The organism is Ewingella americana ATCC 33852 (genome assembly GCF_000735345.1).
GTDB lineage: Bacteria > Pseudomonadota > Gammaproteobacteria > Enterobacterales > Enterobacteriaceae > Ewingella > Ewingella americana.
In genome coordinates this window covers 69,169-88,371 of sequence record NZ_JMPJ01000065.1, presented here as the reverse complement: position 1 = coordinate 88,371, position 19,203 = coordinate 69,169, and the positions used below count along the sequence as shown (strand labels likewise).

Below are 19,203 nucleotides of genomic sequence, written 5' to 3'. Positions count from 1 at the left end.
TTCGCTTCTTCAGACTTCAGGATCTTGTATGCCACGCGCCTTAAACGACACCTCTACTGCTCTGAACGCCGCTAATTTACTGGCGCTGACTCAAGAATTTGGCTGCCCGGTATGGGCCTATGATGCAGAGATAATTACTCAGCGCATCAGCCAGCTGCGCCAGTTCGACGTGATTCGTTTTGCTCAGAAGGCGTGCTCCAATATCCATATTCTGCGCCTGATGCGCGAGCAGGGCGTAAAAGTTGACTCAGTTTCTCTGGGTGAAATCGAGCGCGCGCTGCTGGCCGGTTTCAAGCCGGGCCGCGAAGCCAGCGAAATAGTCTTCACCGCCGACGTGCTGGACCAGCCGACGCTGGACCGCGTCACCGAGCTGGATATTCCGGTCAACGCCGGTTCTATCGATATGCTGGGGCAAATTGGCCGCCAGAAAGCCGGGCACCCGGTGTGGCTGCGCGTCAACCCGGGCTTTGGTCACGGCCACAGCCAGAAAACCAACACCGGCGGCGAGAACAGCAAGCACGGTATCTGGTACGGCGACTTGCCGCAGGCGCTGGCCGAGATTGAACGTTATGAGCTGAAGCTGGTGGGCATCCATATGCACATTGGTTCAGGCGTGGATTACGGCCATCTGGAGCAGGTGTGCGATGCGATGGTGCGCCAAGTGATTGAAACTGGTCATGATATTGAGGCGATTTCTGCCGGGGGCGGCCTGTCGATCCCTTACCATTTCGGCGAAGAAGCGATTAATACCGAGCACTATTACGGTTTATGGAACCGCGCCCGCGAGCAGATTGCCGCTCACTTGGGTCATGCCGTTCATCTGGAAATCGAGCCGGGTCGCTTCTTGGTTGCCGAATCTGGCGTGTTGGTGGCGCAGGTGCGTGCCGCCAAAAACATGGGCAGCCGCCACTTCGTCCTCTGCGATGCCGGTTTCAACGACTTAATGCGCCCGGCGATGTACGGCAGCTACCACCACATTTCCCTGCTGCCCGCCGATGGTCGCGACGTCAGCAATGCGCCACTGATTGACTCAGTGATCGCCGGTCCGCTGTGTGAGTCCGGCGACGTGTTCACCCAGCAGGCGGGAGGCGGGGTAGAAACCTTCTCGCTGCCGCAGGTGGAAATCGGCGACTATCTGGTGTTCCACGACACCGGCGCTTACGGCGCGTCGATGTCTTCCAACTACAACAGCCGCCCGCTGTTACCAGAAGTGTTGTTTGAAAATGGCGTGCCGCGCTTGATCCGCCGCCGCCAGACCATTGAAGAGCTGCTGGCACTGGAGCTGATCTAAGGCTTAGCCCGCCGGACCTGTCACGGAATGGCGACGCACCAGCGTCGGGCTAAACATATGGGTAGTTTCCGGCAGCGGCTGGTTGTTAGCTAAGGCTAATGCCAGCTGTGCCGCCTGATTGGCCATCGCCACCACCGGATATCTCACCGTGGTTAAGCGCGGGCGCAGGTAACGGGAAATCAGCACGTCGTCGAAGCCGACCAGTGAAATATCGGTCGGCACATCAATGCTGTTGTCACTCAGCACCGACAGCGCGCCTGCCGCCATCGAGTCATTGTAGCAAGTCACCGCCGTGAAGCTGCGGCCCAACCCCAGCAAGTCCGCCATCGCCTGCTCGCCGCCAATTTCGTCCGGCTCGGCGTAGGCAATCAGTTTGTCATCCACCGGAATGTTGTGCTCTTGCAGCGCGTCCAGATAGCCCTGTAGACGATCGCTGGCGTCCGAAATCCCGTGATTTGAGCAGAGAATGGCAATGCGTTGATGGCCGCTTTGAATCAGATGACGAGTCGCCAGCCACGCCCCGTAGCGGTCGTCCAACGCCACGCAGCGCTGCTCGAAACCAGCCAGAGTCCGGTTAATCAGCACCATGCCGGGGATCTGTTTCATCAAGCTTTGCAGTTCGTCGTCCGGCAGCATCTTGGCGTGAACCACCAATGCCGCGCAGCGATGGCGAATCAGTTGCTCAATCGCCTGACGCTCTTTGTCGACATTATGGTAACCGTTACCAATCAGCAAAAAGTTGCCCGTGGCATAAGCCACCTGCTCGACGGCTTTCACCATCGCGCCAAAGAAGGGGTCAGAAACATCGGCCACGATCAGGCCAAGCGTTTCAGTAGACTGCTGCGCAAGCGCGCGTGCATTGGCGTTCGGATGATATTGCAGATGCTGCATGGCGCTCAGCACCGCTTCCCGCGAGCTGTCACTCGCCTTCGGCGAATGGTTTATCACGCGAGAAACCGTGGCGACGGAAACACCCGCCAGTCTTGCAACATCTTTGATGGTAGCCATTACACGTCCAAATTTTGTGTGAGGGTAAACGCTTACACTACCAGTTTTACGGAAAATGGCTCGGGTCGCAAGGAGGTGGGATGGTGAGCATGTGATCTGGGTCAAATGTTTGGGGGCGGCAGCCCTTAGCCCGCTTTTAAATTCAACTTCAAGGTCAAGACCGTGGGCGTCGGCCCACACCGACCAAGGGAGGCGTAAACGCGCCTCCCTTGGAACCCTGCGTTTTTTATTGCTGGAAGATCGAGGCTGCGCAGGGTTGGGATGGACGTGTTTCAGGCACCTTGGTGACAGCCGCGAAATGCCGCCGCTTAGGCGGTTTCCTCAGTTCGGGCTTCGAGCCATAGGTCTCGAACCACTCCCTCGGCGTCATTTCTGAACGCGGCCTACTGGCTTTTACGCCGTGCCGTTTCAGGTGGTTTTGGTTTGCTCCCTCTCCTTTTTAAGGAGAGGGCAGGGGTGAGGTTTGCCACATTCAACACAATTCAAACCACTCCTCATCCCTGCCTTCTCCTCTGAGAGGAGAAGAAGTAAAAATATTGAAACGGCACGATTGAAATGTCAGTAAGCCGCGTTCAGAAGTGACGCCGAGCAAGAGGTGGAAAACCGCGAGTCTTTTTTCGCGGGTTGGAATCCCGCCGCGAGGGAACCGCCTAAGCGGCGGCACTTCGCGGCGAACAGCGGGGCTGCTGAAACATGTCCATCCCGACCCTGCGCAGCCTCGATCCTCCAGCAGCAAAAAAACGCAGGATTCCAAAGGGTTTCGTTTAAAACCCTTTGGGCCAGTGTGGGCGGCGAGCCCACGACCTTGAATTTGAAGTTAGCAGGCTTGGGCAGCCGCCCAAAAAAGTTCCCAGCGTTGAACTGAACGCCAAACTAGTGCATGTTTCCCCTGAAACTCCTACTCCCGAGACAGATACCCTTAATGACTATTCGTCGATTCCCACAGCTGGCCCACTGGGGGGCTTACACCGCCGTTGTTGAAGATGGACGCCTGATCCGCTGCGAGCCTCATGCGGCGGACAGCGATCCTTCGCCGATGCTGGACTCCATCATCCCTCTGGTCTATTCCGACAAACGCATTCGCAAACCGGCGGTGCGGCGCTCTTGGCTACAAAAGCGTGAGCACAGCAACCGGGCGCTGCGGGGCAAGGAGGATTTTGTCGAGGTTGATTGGGACGTGGCGCTGGATCTGGTGGCGGAAGAGAATCGCCGGGTGCGCGACAAATATGGCGCGGCGGGGATTTTTACTGGCTCCTACGGCTGGTCGTCGGCGGGGCGTTTGCACCACGCTCGCTCGCTGGTGCGGCGCTTCTACTTTACCGGCGGCGGCGGGGTGGATCAGGAGGGGAACTACAGCTGGGGGACGGCGCAATTCTTCCTGCCGTACATTATCGGCACCTTCACGCCGCTGACTGGTCGGGTGACGACTTGGCCGAGCGTGGTGGATAATGCCGAGATCCTGCTGGCATTTGGCGGCTTAGCGCTGAAAAATGCCCAAGTGGCGTCGGGCGGGGCGGTGGCCCATACCCTCAAACCGGCGCTGGAACAGCTGGCGAAGAAAGGCACGCCGATCGTTAATATCAGCCCAATGCGCGACGACTGCCCGGAGTTTGCGAATGCCGAGTGGATCCCTATTCGGCCCAACACTGACGCCGCGCTGATGATGGCGCTGGCTTTTGAAATTCAAAGAGTTGGCGCACAGGATGACGCCTTCCTTGCTTCTCACTGCGTGGGTTATCCCCAGTTGGCGGCTTACCTACAGGGCAAAACCGACGGCGTGGAGAAGACGCCGGAGTGGGCCAGCCAGATCACCGGCATCCCGGCTGCGCGCATCGCCCGGCTGGCGCAACAGCTGATTGGCGTGCGCAGCTTTATTACCTGTGCTTACTCGGTGCAGCGCGCCCATCGCGGCGAGCAGCCTTACTGGATGATGATTGCCCTGTCGGCGATGCTCGGGCAGGTGGGGCTGCCGGGCGGCGGTTTCTCCTTCGGTCACGGCTCGATGAACGGCGTCGGCAACCCGCGTTTTGACACGCCGGGGCCCGCCGTTAGCACTGGCCCGAACCCTTCGGGCTTATCCATTCCCGTGGCGCGCATCAGCGACATGTTGCTCAATCCCGGCCAGCCTTATGAATTTCAAGGCAAAACCTCTCACTATCCGGATATCCATCTGGTGCATTGGGCGGGCGGCAATCCTTTTCACCATCATCAACAGCTCAACCGGCTGGTGGAAGGCTGGCAGCGGCCGGACACCATCATCGTGCAGGACAACGTCTGGACCGCGGCGGCGCGCATGGCCGATATCGTCCTTCCGGCCACCACTTCCCTTGAGCGCAATGACATTGGCGGATCCTCGCGTGATCGCTATGTGTTGGCGATGCATCAGGCGATTGCGCCGCAGCATCAGGCGCGCAATGACATCGACATTTTTGCCGATTTGGCTGAACGTTTGGGCTATCGCGAGCAATTTACATTGGGGCGCGATGAGAATGCTTGGCTGAGGCAGATTTACCAGCAGTGCGGCGTGGCGCAGCAGGGGACGGGGGCGGAATGGCCTGATTTCGACACCTTCTGGCAGCGCGGCTCGGTCGAGCTGCCTATGCCAGAGCAGGATTATGTGTTTTTCGAAGAGTTTCGCAAAAGCCCGCGCGCCAACCCGCTGGCGACGCAAAGTGGCAAGATTGAGCTTTTCTCCGAGAAAATTGCCGGGTATGGCTATGACGACTTCGCAGGGCATCCTGAGTGGCAGCCGCCGGTGGAGTGGCTAGGGGCCGAGACGGCAAAAACTTGGCCGCTGCATCTGATCTCCATTCAACCCAAGGATCGTCTGCACAGCCAGATGGATCACTCTCCGTTGGCCCAGAGCAACAAAACCGCTGGCAAAGAGACGCTGCTGATGCACCCCGCCGATGCTGCTGCAAGGCAGTTGGAAAGCGGCAATCAGGTCAAAATTTCTAACGCACGGGGCAGCTGTCTGGCGGGCGTGGAGCTAAATGACGGGATTGCACGCGGCGTGGTGCTGATGGCGACCGGCGCTTGGTTTGATCCGGGATTTGGCGGCCCGTGGCAAGAAACCGAGCAGGCGGGAAATCCCAACGTGCTGACCTTAGATATTGGCACTTCGCGGCTGACTCAGGGGCCAAATGCCATGAGTTGTCTGGTCGAAGTGGCGCGATTTGAGTGAGTTCGAAACGTCGGCTTCGTGCACCGAAATGGTGAGATAAATGTTCAAAAACTGAGGTAACTGCCTGATGTTTCATGAATGGCAAAACTCAGGCTGTTTTTCACCACTGGTTACACTTTGCGTGATTATGTTGCGATTGGCTGCTGGCTGTTGATCCGCCAAAGCAGATAAATTGAACGTCCCAGAGGTATTGATTGGTGAATCATCAACGTACACTGTATGTTGATACCGATTAAATTTGCACCAACCTACGCGGATGCGTAGGTTTTTTTTTGCCAAAATTTGGACATAACATGGGTGCACCTCGCAAAGTCTTAAACTTCTTGCCTTCCTTCGTCAAATCTCTGTCTCCTATAGTATGCTGTTTCTATAACCTTTTTTTTCTTAGAATCAGGGATGGCTCATAAGGAGGTGGCACTGATGTACCGATTTCTTTTTTCTCTTTTCCGCATCGTTTTCCGTCTGGCGTTTCGCGTGACGGTGACCCCGGCTCAGCCCAATTTCAACTACCCCAAGTTATTGATCACCCCTAACCACGTGTCGTTTATCGATGGCGTGCTGCTGGTGCTGTTTCTGCCGGTGAAGCCGGTGTTTGCGGTCTATTCGAATATCACTGAAAGCTGGTATATGCAGTGGTTGAAGCGCTACGTGGACTTCGTGCCGCTCGACCCGACCAAGCCGATGGCGATTAAGCGGCTGGTGCGCGAAGTGGAGAAAGGCCGCCCGGTGGTAGTGTTCCCCGAGGGGCGCATTACGGTCACCGGCTCCTTGATGAAAATTTATGACGGCGCGGCCTTTGTGGCGGCGAAGTCGCAGGCCACGGTGTTGCCGGTGCGCATTGATGGCGCGGAGTACACCCCCTTTGGCCGCCTGTTCGGCAGCTTTAAAATCCGCTGGTTCCCGAAAGTCACTATCAACATTTTGCCGCCGCAGCAGGTGCCAATGCCTGAGGCCCCGCGCGCTCGTGAACGCCGTGTTTTGGCCGGGCAGAGGCTGCACGACATCATGATGGACGCGCGGATGAACACCCGCGAGCCGCAAACGCTCTATCAGGCGCTGCTTTCAGCTCAAACTCGCTACGGCCGCCGTAAGCCTTGCATCGCTGATATCGCCTTTAAAGAAGATAGCTACCAAGGGTTGCTGAAAAAATCCCTTGGCGTGAGCCGAATCTTGCAGCGCTTCACCCGCGAGGGCGAGCACGTCGGCATGCTGCTGCCTAACGCCACTATCATGGCCGCCGCGCTGTTTGGGGCATCGATGCGCAACCGAATTCCGGCGTTGCTCAACTACACCTCCGGCGCGAAAGGCATCAAGTGCGCCATGAAGGCGGCGAATATCGAGACTATCATTACCTCGCGCCAGTTCTTGGAGAAGGGCAAGCTGACCCATCTGCCTGAGAACGTGCCGGAAGCTAAATGGGTCTATCTTGAAGATTTAAAAGATACTGTCACCAAAGAAGACAAACTGTGGATCCTGTTCCACCTGATCTTCCCTAGCCGGGCAATGCTGCCGCAGAAACCCGACGACGCCGCGCTGGTGCTGTTCACTTCCGGCTCCGAGGGCAACCCGAAAGGCGTGGTGCATTCCCATGCCAGCTTGCTGGCCAACGTCGAGCAGATCCGCACCATTGCTGACTTCACGCCGCGTGACCGTTTTATGTCGTCGCTGCCGCTGTTCCACGCCTTCGGCCTGACCGTCGGCCTGTTAACGCCGCTGATCACCGGCGCGCGCGTCTTCCTTTACCCAAGCCCGCTGCACTATCGTATCGTGCCGGAGCTGGTTTATGACCAGAACTGCACCGTGCTGTTCGGCACCTCGACCTTCCTCGGCAACTATGCCCGCTTCGCTCATCCTTATGATTTTGCACGCCTGCGCTACGTGGTGGCGGGAGCTGAAAAGCTGTCTGAAGGCACCAAGCAAATCTGGCAGGACAAGTTCGGCATTCGCATTCTTGAAGGCTATGGCGTGACCGAGTGCGCGCCGGTGGTGTCGATCAACGTGCCGATGGCGACCAAGATTAAGACCGTGGGCCGTATTCTGCCGGGCATGGAATCGCGACTGATTAAGGTGCCGGGCATCGAAGAGGGCGGCCGCTTGCAGCTGCGCGGGCCAAATATCATGAAAGGCTACCTGCGAGTAGAAAATCCGGGCGTGCTGGAGAAGCCACAGGCTGAAAATGCCGACGGCGAGCTTCAGTCCGGCTGGTATGACACCGGCGACATTGTCACCTTGGATGAGCAGGGCTTCTGCACCATCAAGGGCCGGGTTAAGCGTTTTGCCAAGTTGGCCGGTGAAATGGTCTCTTTGGAAAGTGTGGAGCAGTTGGCGCTGAAAGCGTCACCTGATGGGCAGCATGCGGCGACCTCGCGCAACGATAGCAGTAAGGGCGAGGCGCTGGTGCTGTTCACAACGGATGCAGAATTACGTCGTGACGCCTTATCCAAAGCCGCCCGTGAACTTGGGCTGCCGGAACTTACCGTGCCGCGCGATATCCGCGTGGTCAAAGCCTTGCCGCTGCTCGGCAGCGGAAAACCTGATTTTGTCACTCTGCGAGAGATGGCAGAAAAACCGGAGCCCCAAGAATGAACCAGCCTTTAGCCGCCAAATCTCCGCTGATGTCGCGCAGTATGGTCGCGGTAATTGTCGCTCAGTTTTTGTCAGCCTTTGGCGATAACGCGCTGCTGTTTGCCGCGTTGGCGCTGATTAAACAACAGCTTTATCCCGACTGGAGCCAGCCTATTCTGCAAATGGCTTTTGTCGCCACTTATATCATTCTCGCGCCTTTTGTCGGTCAGTTCGCCGACAGTTTTGCTAAAGGCCGGGTAATGATGTTCGCTAATATCCTCAAACTGGCGGGCGCGGCGGTGATCTGCGTCGGGCTAAATCCTTTCTTGGGTTACACCTTGGTGGGCATCGGCGCGGCGGCTTACTCACCAGCCAAATACGGCATTTTGGGCGAAATCACTGAAGGCGAGCAACTGGTGAAAGCTAACGGCCTGATGGAAGGCTCGACGATTGCCGCTATCTTGCTGGGTTCCGTGGCGGGTGGGGCATTGGCCGACTGGAACGTGCTGGCCGCCTTGGGCGTTTGTGTGCTGACTTACGGCTTAGCCGTGGTGGCTAACTGGTTCATTCCAAAGCTGGCTGCGGCGCGTCCGGGTCAGTCATGGCGCTTATCGGCGATGACCGGCACCTTCTTCCGCGCTTGCCGTATCCTGTGGAAAGATGCTGAAACGCGCTTCTCGTTAGTCGGCACCAGCCTGTTCTGGGGCGCTGGCGTGACGCTGCGCTTCCTGCTGGTGCTGTGGGTGCCAGTGGCGCTGGGCATCACGGACAACAAAACGCCGACCCTGCTGAACGCCATGGTGGCGATTGGTATTGTGTTCGGTGCCGGTGCGGCGGCCAAGCTCATCACGCTCAAAACGGTGAAACGCTGCCTGCCTGCGGGTATCGCCATTGGCGTGGCGGTGGTGGTGTTCACGCTGCAAACCAAAATGCTTAATGCTTACATCGTGCTGGTGCTGGTGGGGATTTTGGGCGGCTTCTTCGTGGTGCCGCTGAATGCCTTATTGCAGCATCTCGGCAAAGAGTCTGTCGGCGCGGGTAACGCGATTGCGGTGCAGAACCTCGGCGAGAATACCGCGATGCTGCTGATGCTCGGCCTGTATTCGCTGGCGGTGATGGCCGGTGCGCCAGTGCTCGCCATCGGTGTCGGCTTCGGCGTGGTGTTTGCTCTGGCGATTATTGCTCTGTGGGCGTGGCAGATTGCGCAAAAGCGCCGCTCGGCTTAATGAGCCACAGATAAAAGAAAAGGGCGCCTCGGCGCCCTTTTTTGTGCCCGCGATTCAGGCTTAAGGTGCAGGAATGGTGAAACGTTTGTGGATCTCTTCCAGCGCGCTAAGCACTTCTTGGTCCAGCGTCAGGTTCTGGCTGTCGATGTTAGTCTTCAGCTGCTCCAGCGTGGTAGCACCAATCAGGGTGCTGGCAACAAACGGCTGTTGGCGAACAAAGGCCAGCGCCATCTGTGACGGGTCGAGATTGTGCTTCTTGGCCAGCGCAACGTATTCGGCAATCGCCAGTTCAGACTGCGGCGAAGAGTAGCGAGTAAAGCGGCTGAACAGCGTGTTACGCGCGTTGGCAGGCTTAGCGCCGTTGAGGTATTTGCCGCTCAGGGTGCCGAATGCCAAGCTTGAATAGGCCAGCAGCTCAACGCCTTCGTGCTGGCTGATTTCTGCCAGACCAATCTCAAAGCTGCGGTTCAGCAGGCTGTACGGGTTTTGAATCGACACAATGCGCGGCAAATCATGCTTTTCAGCCAATTGCAGATAGCGCATCACGCCCCAAGGGGTTTCGTTGGATACGCCGATATAGCGAATTTTCCCGGCACGAACCTGCTCGTTCAAGGCTTCAAGAGTTTCCAGAATGGTGACCGGGGTGCTGTCGTCATTGTACTGATAACCCAATTTGCCGAAGAAGTTCGCCGGGCGCTGCGGCCAGTGAACCTGATACAGATCGATATAGTCGGTGTTCAAACGTTGCAGGCTGGCATCCACCGCGGCGCGGATGTTTTTGCGATCCAGCATCTGGGCCGGGCGAATGGCGTTATCGTTATTACGTGACGGCCCGGAGACTTTGCTGGCGAGAATGATCTTCTCGCGGTTGCCGCGCGCTTTCAGCCAGCTACCAATATAAGACTCGGTCAGCCCCTGAGTTTCAGGGCGCGGTGGCACGGGGTACATCTCGGCGGTATCAATGAAGTTAATTCCCGCCGCCAAGGCGTAATCCAGTTGTTGGTGGGCGTCGGCTTCGCTGTTTTGTTCACCAAAGGTCATGGTGCCGAGTCCCAGTAGACTCACTTCTAAAGAACTATGGGGTATACGGTGATATTGCATTGCCGGTGTTCCTTACTTTCTGAGAATGTCAGGCCGATAAAAGCGCCTCAACTGACTTATCTTCATAAAACGGACGATAACTGACTATATACAAGCGGTGCGGGTGGGGGAAGTGCGGCAGCGGAGATAGGCAGAAAATGGCAAGAGAGGTTGAAAGGCCAGCGGACAAGACCGCTGGCAATGCGCTTTACTTAGCGTTTCATAACCTGACTAACGTCATCATTGTTGATCTGACGCTCATTGCCTTGTTCATCGGTGTAGCTCAGCAGGCCGGTGGATTTATCTAGTTTCGGTTTGCCATCGGTCAGGATCATGTTGCCGTCTTTGGTGGAAATTACATAGTCGCTGGCGCACCCTGCCAGACCGACAACCATCAGCGCTGCGCTGATTATCATTAAGCCTTTTTTCATGATTATTCCTCTCAGTAATGGGCTGTAAATAAAGATAGTCAACAGCCTAGCAAAAGGGCCAGACAACCGTTGAAAAAAACGCGTTTTATTTCGTATAGATCAATAAGGCAGATTTACAGCAGGAAATGTCGCGCCAGCAGGGGGCCGGTGAAGCTTTTCTTCAAATAAAAGCCGCGAGGAAGCGTCATGATCGGCTGCCCAAACTCGCCAATCGCTTCGGTCAGGGCTTTGCTGTTGGCACCTTTGGGGCGAAGTTGTAGAAATTCGCCTTTGCGCGCAGTAATAGTTTCGACCTTGCCCAAAACAATCAAATCCATCAGCTCTTCCCAGTCTTCGCGCAGCTGCTGCTCCTCCTCTTCTGAAGGACTCCAGATCAGAGGCGCACCGATACGGCGCTCTGCCAGCGGGATCTGCCGCTCACCTTCGACCGGTATCCACAGCACTCGTGCCAGTTTATGCCTGACATGGCTATTTTCCCACGTCACGCCGCTGTTGCCGGTCAGAGGAGCCACGCAGACGAAGGTCGTCTCCAATGGCTTACCATTGGCATCAATGGGGATGGTTTTTAGCTCGACGCCGATTTCCGCGAAGTCCTGCTCCGGCTTACTGCCCGCCATCGCGCCTAAATAGACCTCAAGCAGCATGCCGACCCAGCCCTTCTCACGCTTGAGATTAGGAGGAATAGGCAAAGAAGCCCGAGCAGCCAGCTCACCCAGTGAGTAACCCGCCAAAGACTGAGCGCGCGCCAGCAGGCTCTGTTCATCTTTTGGAGGTTCAGTCATAGGAAATGGAATCGACATACAGCAAGTCTCAGATTTGTTGGTTAATTTTCATACGCGTGTTTAATCATATCGGGATTTAAAAGTTATACCCGTGGATAGGTCGAATAATAGCATGATTTATTGCGCTTTTTTTTCCGCATACCCGCGATGACCCAGCGTCGATTTTAAAGTTGATCCACAGTTGCGGGTGACAATGAACAGGATCTTCCCCCTACTTATCCACAGATTTTCTGGATAACCTCGGCTTATTCCGATCACTGGTTCGATTTACAGGCTTGACGGAGGGGGTATTTTGTCTTTTTGTCCCATAATTAGACAAACTAGTGACTTTCTCTGTGGATAAAAACGGCGTTGGTGGATCTTTCGCCAATGACGATCTCGATAACTTATTAGGGCATAAGCAAACCCAGTGAAGAAGCTGTGAATTACTTTTAATTAGCTGAATTTAATCATTTTAATTTAACTGTCATCTGAGGGTAAGAAAAAGCTAAAAATAGTTTCACCCCTCTTACTATGAAGTTCTTCACACATCTATCCACAGAAAAAGTGAATAAAATCGCATGGCAGCCTGAGCTTCTGTTTATAACTTTGCCATTCTCTGTGAGTTATCCCATTTTTATTCGTGAAGATAGGGGGTAAGCAGTGGTTTACCGCCTGTTGGTAGTATGAAACAATCAAGACATCTATGATTTGAAGTTATTGAGGTAGTCCGGTGATCGATGATGATGGCTACCGCCCGAATGTTGGTATCGTAATCTGCGACAAGCAGGGCCAAGTTTTATGGGCCAGACGATACGGCCAGCACTCCTGGCAGTTTCCGCAAGGGGGCATCAACCCAGGCGAAACAGCCGAACAGGCCATGTACCGTGAACTGTTTGAAGAGGTAGGTCTCAGCAGAAAAGACGTACGTATTCTGGCTTCGACCCGCAACTGGTTGCGCTATAAATTGCCAAAACGTTTGGTGCGTTGGGATACAAAGCCGGTGTGTATCGGCCAAAAGCAAAAATGGTTCTTGCTGCAATTGATGTGCAATGATGCGGACATCAACATGCAGCGCAGCAGTACGCCAGAATTCGATGGCTGGCGCTGGGTGAGCTTCTGGTATCCGGTGCGTCAGGTCGTGTCCTTCAAACGTGATGTTTACCGCCGCGTAATGAAAGAGTTTTCCACGACTGTGATGCCAATACAGGAAACGCCCGTGCCCCGGACATCGCCCGCTTACCGTCGGAAAAGAGGCTAAGTCGCAAAGAGATGCTCACGCGTTTGCGAGAAATTGTTGAAAAGGTAGCAATGGCGTCCAGCCTGAATGATGCGTTGGACGTTTTGGTCAATGAAACCTGCCTGGCGATGGACACAGAAGTCTGTTCCGTTTATCTCGCTGATAATGACCGCCGTTGTTACTACCTGATGGCGACGCGAGGTTTGAAAAAACCTCGCGGGCGCACTATCACGCTAGCCTTTGACGAAGGGATCGTCGGGTTGGTAGGGCGGCTTGCCGAACCCATCAACCTCGCCGACGCTCAGAGCCATCCTAGTTTCAAATATATCCCTCAAGTAAAAGAAGATCTCTTCAGATCCTTCCTCGGTGTGCCGATCATTCATCGTCGTCAGCTACTTGGCGTGTTGGTTATCCAGCAGCGTGAGCATCGGCAGTTCGACGAAGGTGAAGAGTCCTTCATGGTCACGCTGGCTAACCAGCTGGCGGGGATACTTTCGCAGGCGCAGCTCAACGTTCTCTATGGCCGCTTTCGCCAGACTCGCGTCAAAGCGCTGGCCGCCTCGCCGGGTGTGGCTATCGGCATTGGCTGGCAGGACAGCACTCAGCCTTCGCTCGACCAAGTCTACATGGCGTCCACGCTGGACACCGTGCGTGAACGCGAACGCCTGACCCGCGCACTGGAAGAAGCCGGTGCCGAGTTCCGCCGCTTCAGTAAGCGTTTCACCGCCAGTGCGCAAAAAGAGAGCGCGGCTATTTTCGACCTCTACTCGCACCTGCTCAACGACGCGCGCCTCAAACGTGATTTATTCACTGAGATCGACAAGGGCGCGGTGGCCGAGTGGGCGGTTAAGAAAGTGGTCGAGCAGTTCGCCGCGCAGTTCGCCAGCTTGCAAGATACTTATATGCGCGAACGCGGCAGCGATTTGCGCGCGCTCGGCCAGCGGCTGGTGTTCCACCTTGATGACACCATTCAGGGCAATACGACGTGGCCAGAGCGTTTCATTCTGGTGGCCGACGAGCTGACCGCCACGCTGTTGGCGGAGATGCCGCAAGATCGCCTGGCTGGCGTGGTGGTGCGCGACGGCGCGGCTAACTCGCACGCCGCGATCTTGGTTCGCGCCATGGGCGTGCCGACCATCATGGGGGCGGATATTCAGCCTTCGCTGCTCAGCCAACGCCAGTTAATCGTCGATGGCTATCGCGGCGAGTTGTTGATTGACCCCGAGCCGGTGCTGGTCAACGAGTATAAGCGCCTGATTAGCGAAGAGATGGAGCTAAGCCAGCGCGCTGAATATGACGTAGAACAGCCCGCGGCGATGAAAACCGGCGAGCGCGTTCAGGTGATGCTGAATGCGGGCCTGAGCGCCGACCACGAGAAGCTATTCGGTAGCCGCGTCGATGGCGTGGGTCTCTACCGTACTGAAATTCCGTTTATGCTCCAGAGCGGCTTCCCCTCTGAAGAGGAGCAGGTGGCGCAGTATCAGGGCATGCTCCAGCTATTCCCGAGCAAGCCGGTGACGCTGCGTACGCTGGACATTGGTTCAGATAAACAGCTGCCTTATATGCCAATCAGCGAGGAGAACCCTTGCCTCGGCTGGCGCGGTATCCGCATTACCCTCGACCAGCCTGAGATCTTCCTGATACAGGTGCGTGCCATGCTGCGCGCCAATGCCGCCACCGGCAACCTTGGCATCTTGCTACCGATGATCACCAGTCTGGAAGAGATTGACGAAGCGCGTCGCCTGATTGACCGCGCCGGCCGCGAAGTGCAGGAGCAGCTGGGTTACGATTTACCGAAAACCCGTATTGGCGTGATGATTGAAGTGCCTTCCATGATTTTCATGCTGCCGTCGCTGGCAGGGCGGGTGGACTTCATTTCGGTCGGCACCAACGACCTGACTCAGTACCTGTTAGCCGTAGATCGCAACAACACGCGGGTTGCGGGCCTGTATGACAGCCTGCATCCGGCGATGCTGCGTGTCTTGAAGCAGATTGTGACCGAAGGCGAAGCGGCGGGTTTACAAATCAGCCTCTGTGGTGAGATGGCGGGCGACCCGATGGGCGCGCTGCTGTTGACCGGTATGGGCTATCGCAATCTCAGTATGAACGGCCGCAGCGTGGCAAGAATTAAATATTTACTGCGCAGCATTGAGCTGGCGGATGCCCAAGAATTGGCGCGCCGCGTGCTGGAAGCCCAGTTCACCACTGACGTGCGACATATGACCGCCGCCTTTATGGAGCGCCGAGGTTTAGGCGGTTTAATTCGCGGCGGCAAGTAGCGCCAAGGCGCTAAACCACTGCTTTCCCAGCCGCCAGTGTGCATTAAGCTGGCGGTAATGAGACGTTTTTTTACAGAACTTTTCCAGCCCTGTTTGTCCGTGGCTCGTATTGCCTGTGCTATGATCCGCGACCTGCTGACCCCTAACCGGGCGATATCTGTGTACGTCGTGTTGCAGGAAGGCAACGAGCACACCTGCACCCGAAGTATGAAGGGTATAAAACAATAAACTACTTGTGGTGATAGATGAGCAATAGCTATCTGGCGTTTCCCCAGTTTGATCCGGTCATTTTCTCGCTAGGTCCGGTTTCACTTCACTGGTATGGCTTGATGTATCTGGTCGGTTTCGTGTTCGCAATGTGGCTGGCCGTGCGCCGTGCCAACAAGCCGGGCAGTGGCTGGAAAAAAGAAGAAGTTGAGAACCTGCTTTACGCTGGGTTCTTAGGCGTATTCCTCGGCGGCCGCATCGGCTATGTGTTGTTCTACAACCTGCCACTGTTCCTCGATAATCCACTTTACCTGTTCAAAGTCTGGGATGGCGGTATGTCCTTCCACGGCGGTTTGATTGGCGTGATCGTGGTAATGCTGTGGTTCGCTCGTCGCACAAAACGCACTTTCTTCCAGGTTTCTGACTTTATTGCTCCGCTGATCCCATTTGGCCTCGGTGCAGGGCGCTTGGGTAACTTTATTAATGGCGAGCTGTGGGGCCGCGTGACCACCGTGCCTTGGGCGATGCTGTTCCCTGGCTCGCGTCAGGAAGATATCGCGATTGCCTCTGCTGACCCACAATGGCAGCCGCTGCTCAACCAATACGGCGTTCTGCCGCGTCACCCTTCGCAGGTCTATGAGCTGCTGCTGGAAGGCGTAGTGCTGTTTATTATTCTCAACTTGTTCATCCGTAAGCCACGCCCAATGGGTGCTGTTTCAGGTCTATTCCTGATTGGTTACGGCGCATTCCGCAGCATCGTTGAGCACTTCCGCCAGCCGGACGCTCAGCTGGGGCTGTTTGACGGCTTCATCAGCATGGGACAGATCCTTTCGCTGCCGATGGTTATCGCTGGCGTCATCATGATGATCTGGGCCTACCGTCGCCCGCAGAAACAATTATCTTGAGGTAACATGAAACAGTATCTGGATTTAATGCAGAAGGTGCTCGATGAGGGCACACCTAAAGCTGACCGTACCGGTACGGGTACGGTGTCAATTTTTGGTCATCAGATGCGTTTCAATCTGCAAGATGGCTTTCCACTGGTAACCACCAAGAAGTGCCACTTACGCTCTATCATTCATGAGCTGCTGTGGTTCCTCAAAGGTGAAACCAACATTGCTTATCTGCGTGAAAACAACGTCACCATTTGGGACGAGTGGGCAGATGAGAATGGCGATCTCGGTCCGGTCTATGGCAAGCAATGGCGTGCCTGGGGCGCGGCCGACGGTAAGCAGATCGACCAGTTAAGCAACGTCATCAAGCAGTTGAAACAAGATCCAGACTCTCGTCGCATCATTGTTTCTTCATGGAACGTCGGCGAATTGGATCAGATGGCGCTGGCCCCTTGCCACGCTTTCTTCCAGTTCTACGTGGCTAACGGCAAGCTCTCCTGCCAGCTTTATCAGCGTTCATGCGACGTGTTCCTTGGTCTGCCATTTAACATTGCCAGCTACGCTCTGCTGGTGCATATGGTGGCCCAGCAGTGCGACCTTGAAGTCGGTGACTTCGTCTGGACAGGCGGTGATACTCACCTCTATAGCAACCACATGGAACAGACTCATTTGCAACTGAGCCGTGAACCTCGTGCCTTGCCGAAACTGGTTATCAAACGCAAGCCGGCTTCGCTGTTTGATTACGAGTTCGACGATTTTGCTATCGAGGGCTATGACCCTCACCCGCCAATTAAAGCGCCGGTCGCTATCTAACCTCGCGTTACTCCCGCCAGCCCCCGCTGGCGGGAAACTCCTTCTTTCTTCTCCTTTTATCCGTTTCCTCTCTCTGTTCACCAACTCCCCACAACTCTTTTCTACACCTTTCCTTGTGCTTTTATCCGCCATTTTTCCGCCCACTTTTCGAGTTTGCGAGGCATTACGCAAAAACTTTGTCACTGCCGTTTGTTGCAAGAAATCATTACGAGGTTTCTTGGAAATCAAAGGGTTACTGCTAGCATCAAGAAGGCGTCTGGCTACACTCGCTCCATGGAAATGACCAACCAAGTAAAAGAGCGTGGCATGACGTTGATTGAAATACTGCTGGTGATAGCGCTTATCGCGATGTGCAGCTTATGGGGGCTACAGGGCTGGCGGGCTTACCAACAATCGCTGGTGCTGGAGCAACACGCCCAGAAATTGCGTTCATACCTGACCGAGCTACAAGCCGAGGCTAATGCTTATAACCGCTCTATTGTTTTATGGGTTATCAACGGTGTCGGAGGCTGCGTGGGGCAAGGGAGCAGACCAGAAGGTTGTGGCGCTGAGAACGACTTGCCGCACTTTCGCGTTGCAAATGCTGACGTGGAAATTATCGACTTTACCAACAAGGTGATGGGTTTTTATGGCATCCGCAATGCGGCTCAAGCAGGGCACATCACCCTGCGTAATTCGGCCGGAAGCCTACGCATTATTCTTTCTGCCAGAGGGCGGCTGCGCATATGCAGTGAAGGTAAACCAATGCTTGGGGTACTGGTATGTGGCTGAAGCAGCGCGGTTTTACTCTGCCGGAAGTGCTAATGGCCTTGGGAATTGGCAGCATGTTGATGCTCAGCTCGGCGCAGCTTTACCCTTTACTGCGCCAGCGTAGCCAAAACCTTGCTCATCACTTCCAATTAGACCAATTGCTCAGAAGCACGGTTTCTAATATTGAGAAAGATCTGCGTCGCGCCGGTTTTTGTAATGGTGAGTGCAGTGGAAGGGCCACGGTTATGGGGCAAAGCATGGGAGAACCTTCACACTCCTGCGTCATCATCGCCTATGACCTTAATCGCAATGGGCGCTGGGAGCCTGCTGGCAATGACGAAGCCGAGTATTTCGCTTATCGCTTACGCGCGGGAGCCATTGAAACACAGCGAGGTGCCGTGAGCTGCGAGGGGAGTGGCTGGGAAAAGCTACTTGATCCTGCTGAAGTTAAAGTGACTGATTTTAAAGTCACCAAACTGCTGACTCCGCGCGGTAAGTCATTGTTTACGATTAATATCGCGGCCCACTGGCGCGGGGCGTCGACGGTTCATCGCCGGGTGGAAACCCACGTAGCGGGGCGGGCGAGATGACGACTTCAGCTTGGTGCATTCAGCGGCAGAGAGGCAGCGCCATGATGCTCAGCGTCATGATGATGATGTCTTTGGGGGTTATTCTGCTGACCAACCTCGGGCAGCAACTCGCGGATAGTCTGGCGTTGACGGCCCATGAGCACCGCTATTTAACGGCGCGGGAGCAGGCCGAATCTTCACTGAACTGGGGGCTGAGTCAAACATGGCAAGCTTCAGCGAGCAAGCAGTGGCAGTGCCAGCAAGCTGAGATCCCAATTCCCGGCCAGCCATCGCAGAGCCTGCACAGCTGTATTAGGCCATCACTGCGCGAAGGTGTTTTTCTGCTTAAAGGGCAGAGTGTCGTAGATAAACATACGCGACCGCTGGTGGTGTATCAGCAGGCCAAGTTGCTGGGTTCGCCAGACGGCAGCCGCAGATTTACCGCAATTGCGCAGGGATGGTTGGACTTCTGCCCGGAGTCCGACCCCAATTATTGTGATGCCGAGGAAAGGGAGTTGAACCATGCAAAAGGGATTTAGCCTGCCAGAAGCACTGATAGCGACTCTGCTACTTTCCGTCTCTCTGTTGGCGCTATTGCAGTACTACCAGTCACTGAGTGACGGGTTTATCCGCCAGTGGCAGTTTAAACAGGCAAAGTCGGAGGCGCACGGTCAGCTTGAGGTCTACGCGGCGAGTAGCAAAGGTTACCCGCTGGCTGCAGGCTGGCAAAGCCAGATAACAAGAACCAATCGGCTCGGCGGATGCCAAACAGTGGTGGCTCAGGTGCAAGCGCCTGCGGGATATCTCGCCCGTGGCGCAAGAATATTGTGTGATTCAGATAGCGAACCGGCCCTATGAAGACCTTCAGCCTAGGTCACGGGTTTTCATTAGGTTCTAAGCTGGTTT

16 protein-coding genes are annotated in these 19,203 nt (G+C 55.6%); 12 read left to right on the top strand and 4 right to left on the bottom strand.

The window, feature by feature from the left end; all coding sequences use genetic code 11:
• Positions 1 to 28: 28 nt before the first annotated feature.
• Positions 29 to 1,291, top strand: a complete 1,263-nt coding sequence (gene lysA, locus GEAM_RS14795) for a diaminopimelate decarboxylase (protein ID WP_034792890.1) — start codon at positions 29 to 31, stop codon at positions 1,289 to 1,291.
• Between the two features lie 3 nt (positions 1,292 to 1,294).
• Here the strand turns inward: lysA and galR are convergent, their stop codons facing one another.
• The gene (galR, locus tag GEAM_RS14790; protein ID WP_034792888.1) at positions 1,295 to 2,299 is read right to left on the bottom strand and encodes an HTH-type transcriptional regulator GalR; all 1,005 of its coding nucleotides are present in this window, start codon (positions 2,297 to 2,299) and stop codon (positions 1,295 to 1,297) included.
• Between the two features lie 922 nt (positions 2,300 to 3,221).
• Here galR and GEAM_RS14785 point away from each other — a divergent pair.
• The 3 genes from GEAM_RS14785 (at position 3,222) to lplT (ending at position 9,274) form a co-directional block, all read left to right on the top strand.
• Positions 3,222 to 5,483, top strand: coding sequence for a molybdopterin guanine dinucleotide-containing S/N-oxide reductase (locus GEAM_RS14785; RefSeq protein ID WP_034792886.1), 2,262 nt, complete (start codon positions 3,222 to 3,224; stop codon positions 5,481 to 5,483).
• Between the two features lie 420 nt (positions 5,484 to 5,903).
• Complete coding sequence (gene aas / locus GEAM_RS14780) at positions 5,904 to 8,069, top strand: bifunctional acyl-ACP--phospholipid O-acyltransferase/long-chain-fatty-acid--ACP ligase (protein WP_034792884.1); 2,166 nt, start codon at positions 5,904 to 5,906, stop codon at positions 8,067 to 8,069.
• Complete coding sequence (gene lplT / locus GEAM_RS14775) at positions 8,066 to 9,274, top strand: lysophospholipid transporter LplT (protein ID WP_034792882.1); 1,209 nt, start codon at positions 8,066 to 8,068, stop codon at positions 9,272 to 9,274. The genes aas and lplT overlap by 4 nt, the downstream gene beginning before the upstream one ends.
• A 60-nt stretch (positions 9,275 to 9,334) precedes the next feature.
• Here the strand turns inward: lplT and GEAM_RS14770 are convergent, their stop codons facing one another.
• From GEAM_RS14770 to mutH, 3 genes are all read right to left on the bottom strand, one after another.
• Positions 9,335 to 10,375 (bottom strand): NADP(H)-dependent aldo-keto reductase, encoded by a 1,041-nt coding sequence (locus GEAM_RS14770; RefSeq protein WP_034792880.1) that lies wholly within the window; start codon positions 10,373 to 10,375, stop codon positions 9,335 to 9,337.
• Positions 10,376 to 10,566: 191 nt separating this feature from the next.
• Positions 10,567 to 10,785 carry a YgdI/YgdR family lipoprotein gene (locus GEAM_RS14765; protein ID WP_034792877.1) on the bottom strand — a complete coding sequence of 73 codons (219 nt, stop codon included), beginning with the start codon at positions 10,783 to 10,785 and terminating at the stop codon, positions 10,567 to 10,569.
• A 113-nt stretch (positions 10,786 to 10,898) separates the two neighbouring features.
• Positions 10,899 to 11,585, bottom strand: coding sequence for a DNA mismatch repair endonuclease MutH (mutH, locus tag GEAM_RS14760; RefSeq protein ID WP_034792875.1), 687 nt, complete (start codon positions 11,583 to 11,585; stop codon positions 10,899 to 10,901).
• Positions 11,586 to 12,279: 694 nt separating this feature from the next.
• Between mutH and rppH the strand changes: the two genes are divergently transcribed.
• The 8 genes from rppH (at position 12,280) to GEAM_RS14720 (ending at position 19,155) form a co-directional block, all read left to right on the top strand.
• A complete protein-coding gene (gene rppH / locus GEAM_RS14755) occupies positions 12,280 to 12,807 on the top strand; it encodes an RNA pyrophosphohydrolase (protein WP_034792872.1) in 528 nt (175 codons plus the stop codon).
• A gap of 11 nt (positions 12,808 to 12,818) precedes the next feature.
• Positions 12,819 to 15,065, top strand: coding sequence for a phosphoenolpyruvate--protein phosphotransferase (gene ptsP, locus GEAM_RS14750; protein WP_034792869.1), 2,247 nt, complete (start codon positions 12,819 to 12,821; stop codon positions 15,063 to 15,065).
• A gap of 245 nt (positions 15,066 to 15,310) precedes the next feature.
• Positions 15,311 to 16,177, top strand: a complete 867-nt coding sequence (lgt, locus tag GEAM_RS14745; protein WP_034792866.1) for a prolipoprotein diacylglyceryl transferase — start codon at positions 15,311 to 15,313, stop codon at positions 16,175 to 16,177.
• Positions 16,178 to 16,183: 6 nt separating this feature from the next.
• The gene (thyA, locus tag GEAM_RS14740) at positions 16,184 to 16,978 is read left to right on the top strand and encodes a thymidylate synthase (RefSeq protein WP_034792863.1); all 795 of its coding nucleotides are present in this window, start codon (positions 16,184 to 16,186) and stop codon (positions 16,976 to 16,978) included.
• Positions 16,979 to 17,251: 273 nt separating this feature from the next.
• Entirely contained in the window at positions 17,252 to 17,749 is a 498-nt protein-coding gene (locus tag GEAM_RS14735; protein WP_172468442.1) for a prepilin peptidase-dependent protein, read from the top strand.
• Positions 17,740 to 18,318 carry a prepilin peptidase-dependent protein gene (locus tag GEAM_RS14730; RefSeq protein WP_034792860.1) on the top strand — a complete coding sequence of 193 codons (579 nt, stop codon included), beginning with the start codon at positions 17,740 to 17,742 and terminating at the stop codon, positions 18,316 to 18,318. The genes GEAM_RS14735 and GEAM_RS14730 overlap by 10 nt, the downstream gene beginning before the upstream one ends.
• Positions 18,315 to 18,836: a YgdB family protein gene (locus tag GEAM_RS14725; protein ID WP_084674129.1), complete on the top strand. Its 522-nt coding sequence runs from the start codon at positions 18,315 to 18,317 to the stop codon at positions 18,834 to 18,836. Before GEAM_RS14730 ends, GEAM_RS14725 begins: the two co-directional genes overlap by 4 nt.
• Positions 18,820 to 19,155: a prepilin-type N-terminal cleavage/methylation domain-containing protein gene (locus tag GEAM_RS14720; RefSeq protein WP_034792857.1), complete on the top strand. Its 336-nt coding sequence runs from the start codon at positions 18,820 to 18,822 to the stop codon at positions 19,153 to 19,155. The genes GEAM_RS14725 and GEAM_RS14720 overlap by 17 nt, the downstream gene beginning before the upstream one ends.
• The last annotated feature ends 48 nt before the right edge of the window (positions 19,156 to 19,203 follow it).

Bases quoted from the DNA above. Each gene is read 5' to 3' on its own strand.
- thyA (WP_034792863.1), top strand. From the start codon at position 16,184: ATGAAACAGTATCTGGATTTAATGCAGAAGGTGCTCGATGAGGGCACA.
- GEAM_RS14735 (WP_172468442.1), top strand. From the start codon at position 17,252: ATGGAAATGACCAACCAAGTAAAAGAGCGTGGCATGACGTTGATTGAA.
- mutH (WP_034792875.1), bottom strand. From the start codon at position 11,585: ATGTCGATTCCATTTCCTATGACTGAACCTCCAAAAGATGAACAGAGC.
- lplT (WP_034792882.1), top strand. From the start codon at position 8,066: ATGAACCAGCCTTTAGCCGCCAAATCTCCGCTGATGTCGCGCAGTATG.
- GEAM_RS14720 (WP_034792857.1), top strand. From the start codon at position 18,820: ATGCAAAAGGGATTTAGCCTGCCAGAAGCACTGATAGCGACTCTGCTA.
- GEAM_RS14770 (WP_034792880.1), bottom strand. From the start codon at position 10,375: ATGCAATATCACCGTATACCCCATAGTTCTTTAGAAGTGAGTCTACTG.
- galR (WP_034792888.1), bottom strand. From the start codon at position 2,299: ATGGCTACCATCAAAGATGTTGCAAGACTGGCGGGTGTTTCCGTCGCC.
- lysA (WP_034792890.1), top strand. From the start codon at position 29: ATGCCACGCGCCTTAAACGACACCTCTACTGCTCTGAACGCCGCTAAT.
- lgt (WP_034792866.1), top strand. From the start codon at position 15,311: ATGAGCAATAGCTATCTGGCGTTTCCCCAGTTTGATCCGGTCATTTTC.
- ptsP (WP_034792869.1), top strand. From the start codon at position 12,819: ATGCTCACGCGTTTGCGAGAAATTGTTGAAAAGGTAGCAATGGCGTCC.
- GEAM_RS14725 (WP_084674129.1), top strand. From the start codon at position 18,315: ATGACGACTTCAGCTTGGTGCATTCAGCGGCAGAGAGGCAGCGCCATG.
- aas (WP_034792884.1), top strand. From the start codon at position 5,904: ATGTACCGATTTCTTTTTTCTCTTTTCCGCATCGTTTTCCGTCTGGCG.
- GEAM_RS14765 (WP_034792877.1), bottom strand. From the start codon at position 10,785: ATGAAAAAAGGCTTAATGATAATCAGCGCAGCGCTGATGGTTGTCGGT.
- GEAM_RS14730 (WP_034792860.1), top strand. From the start codon at position 17,740: ATGTGGCTGAAGCAGCGCGGTTTTACTCTGCCGGAAGTGCTAATGGCC.
- GEAM_RS14785 (WP_034792886.1), top strand. From the start codon at position 3,222: ATGACTATTCGTCGATTCCCACAGCTGGCCCACTGGGGGGCTTACACC.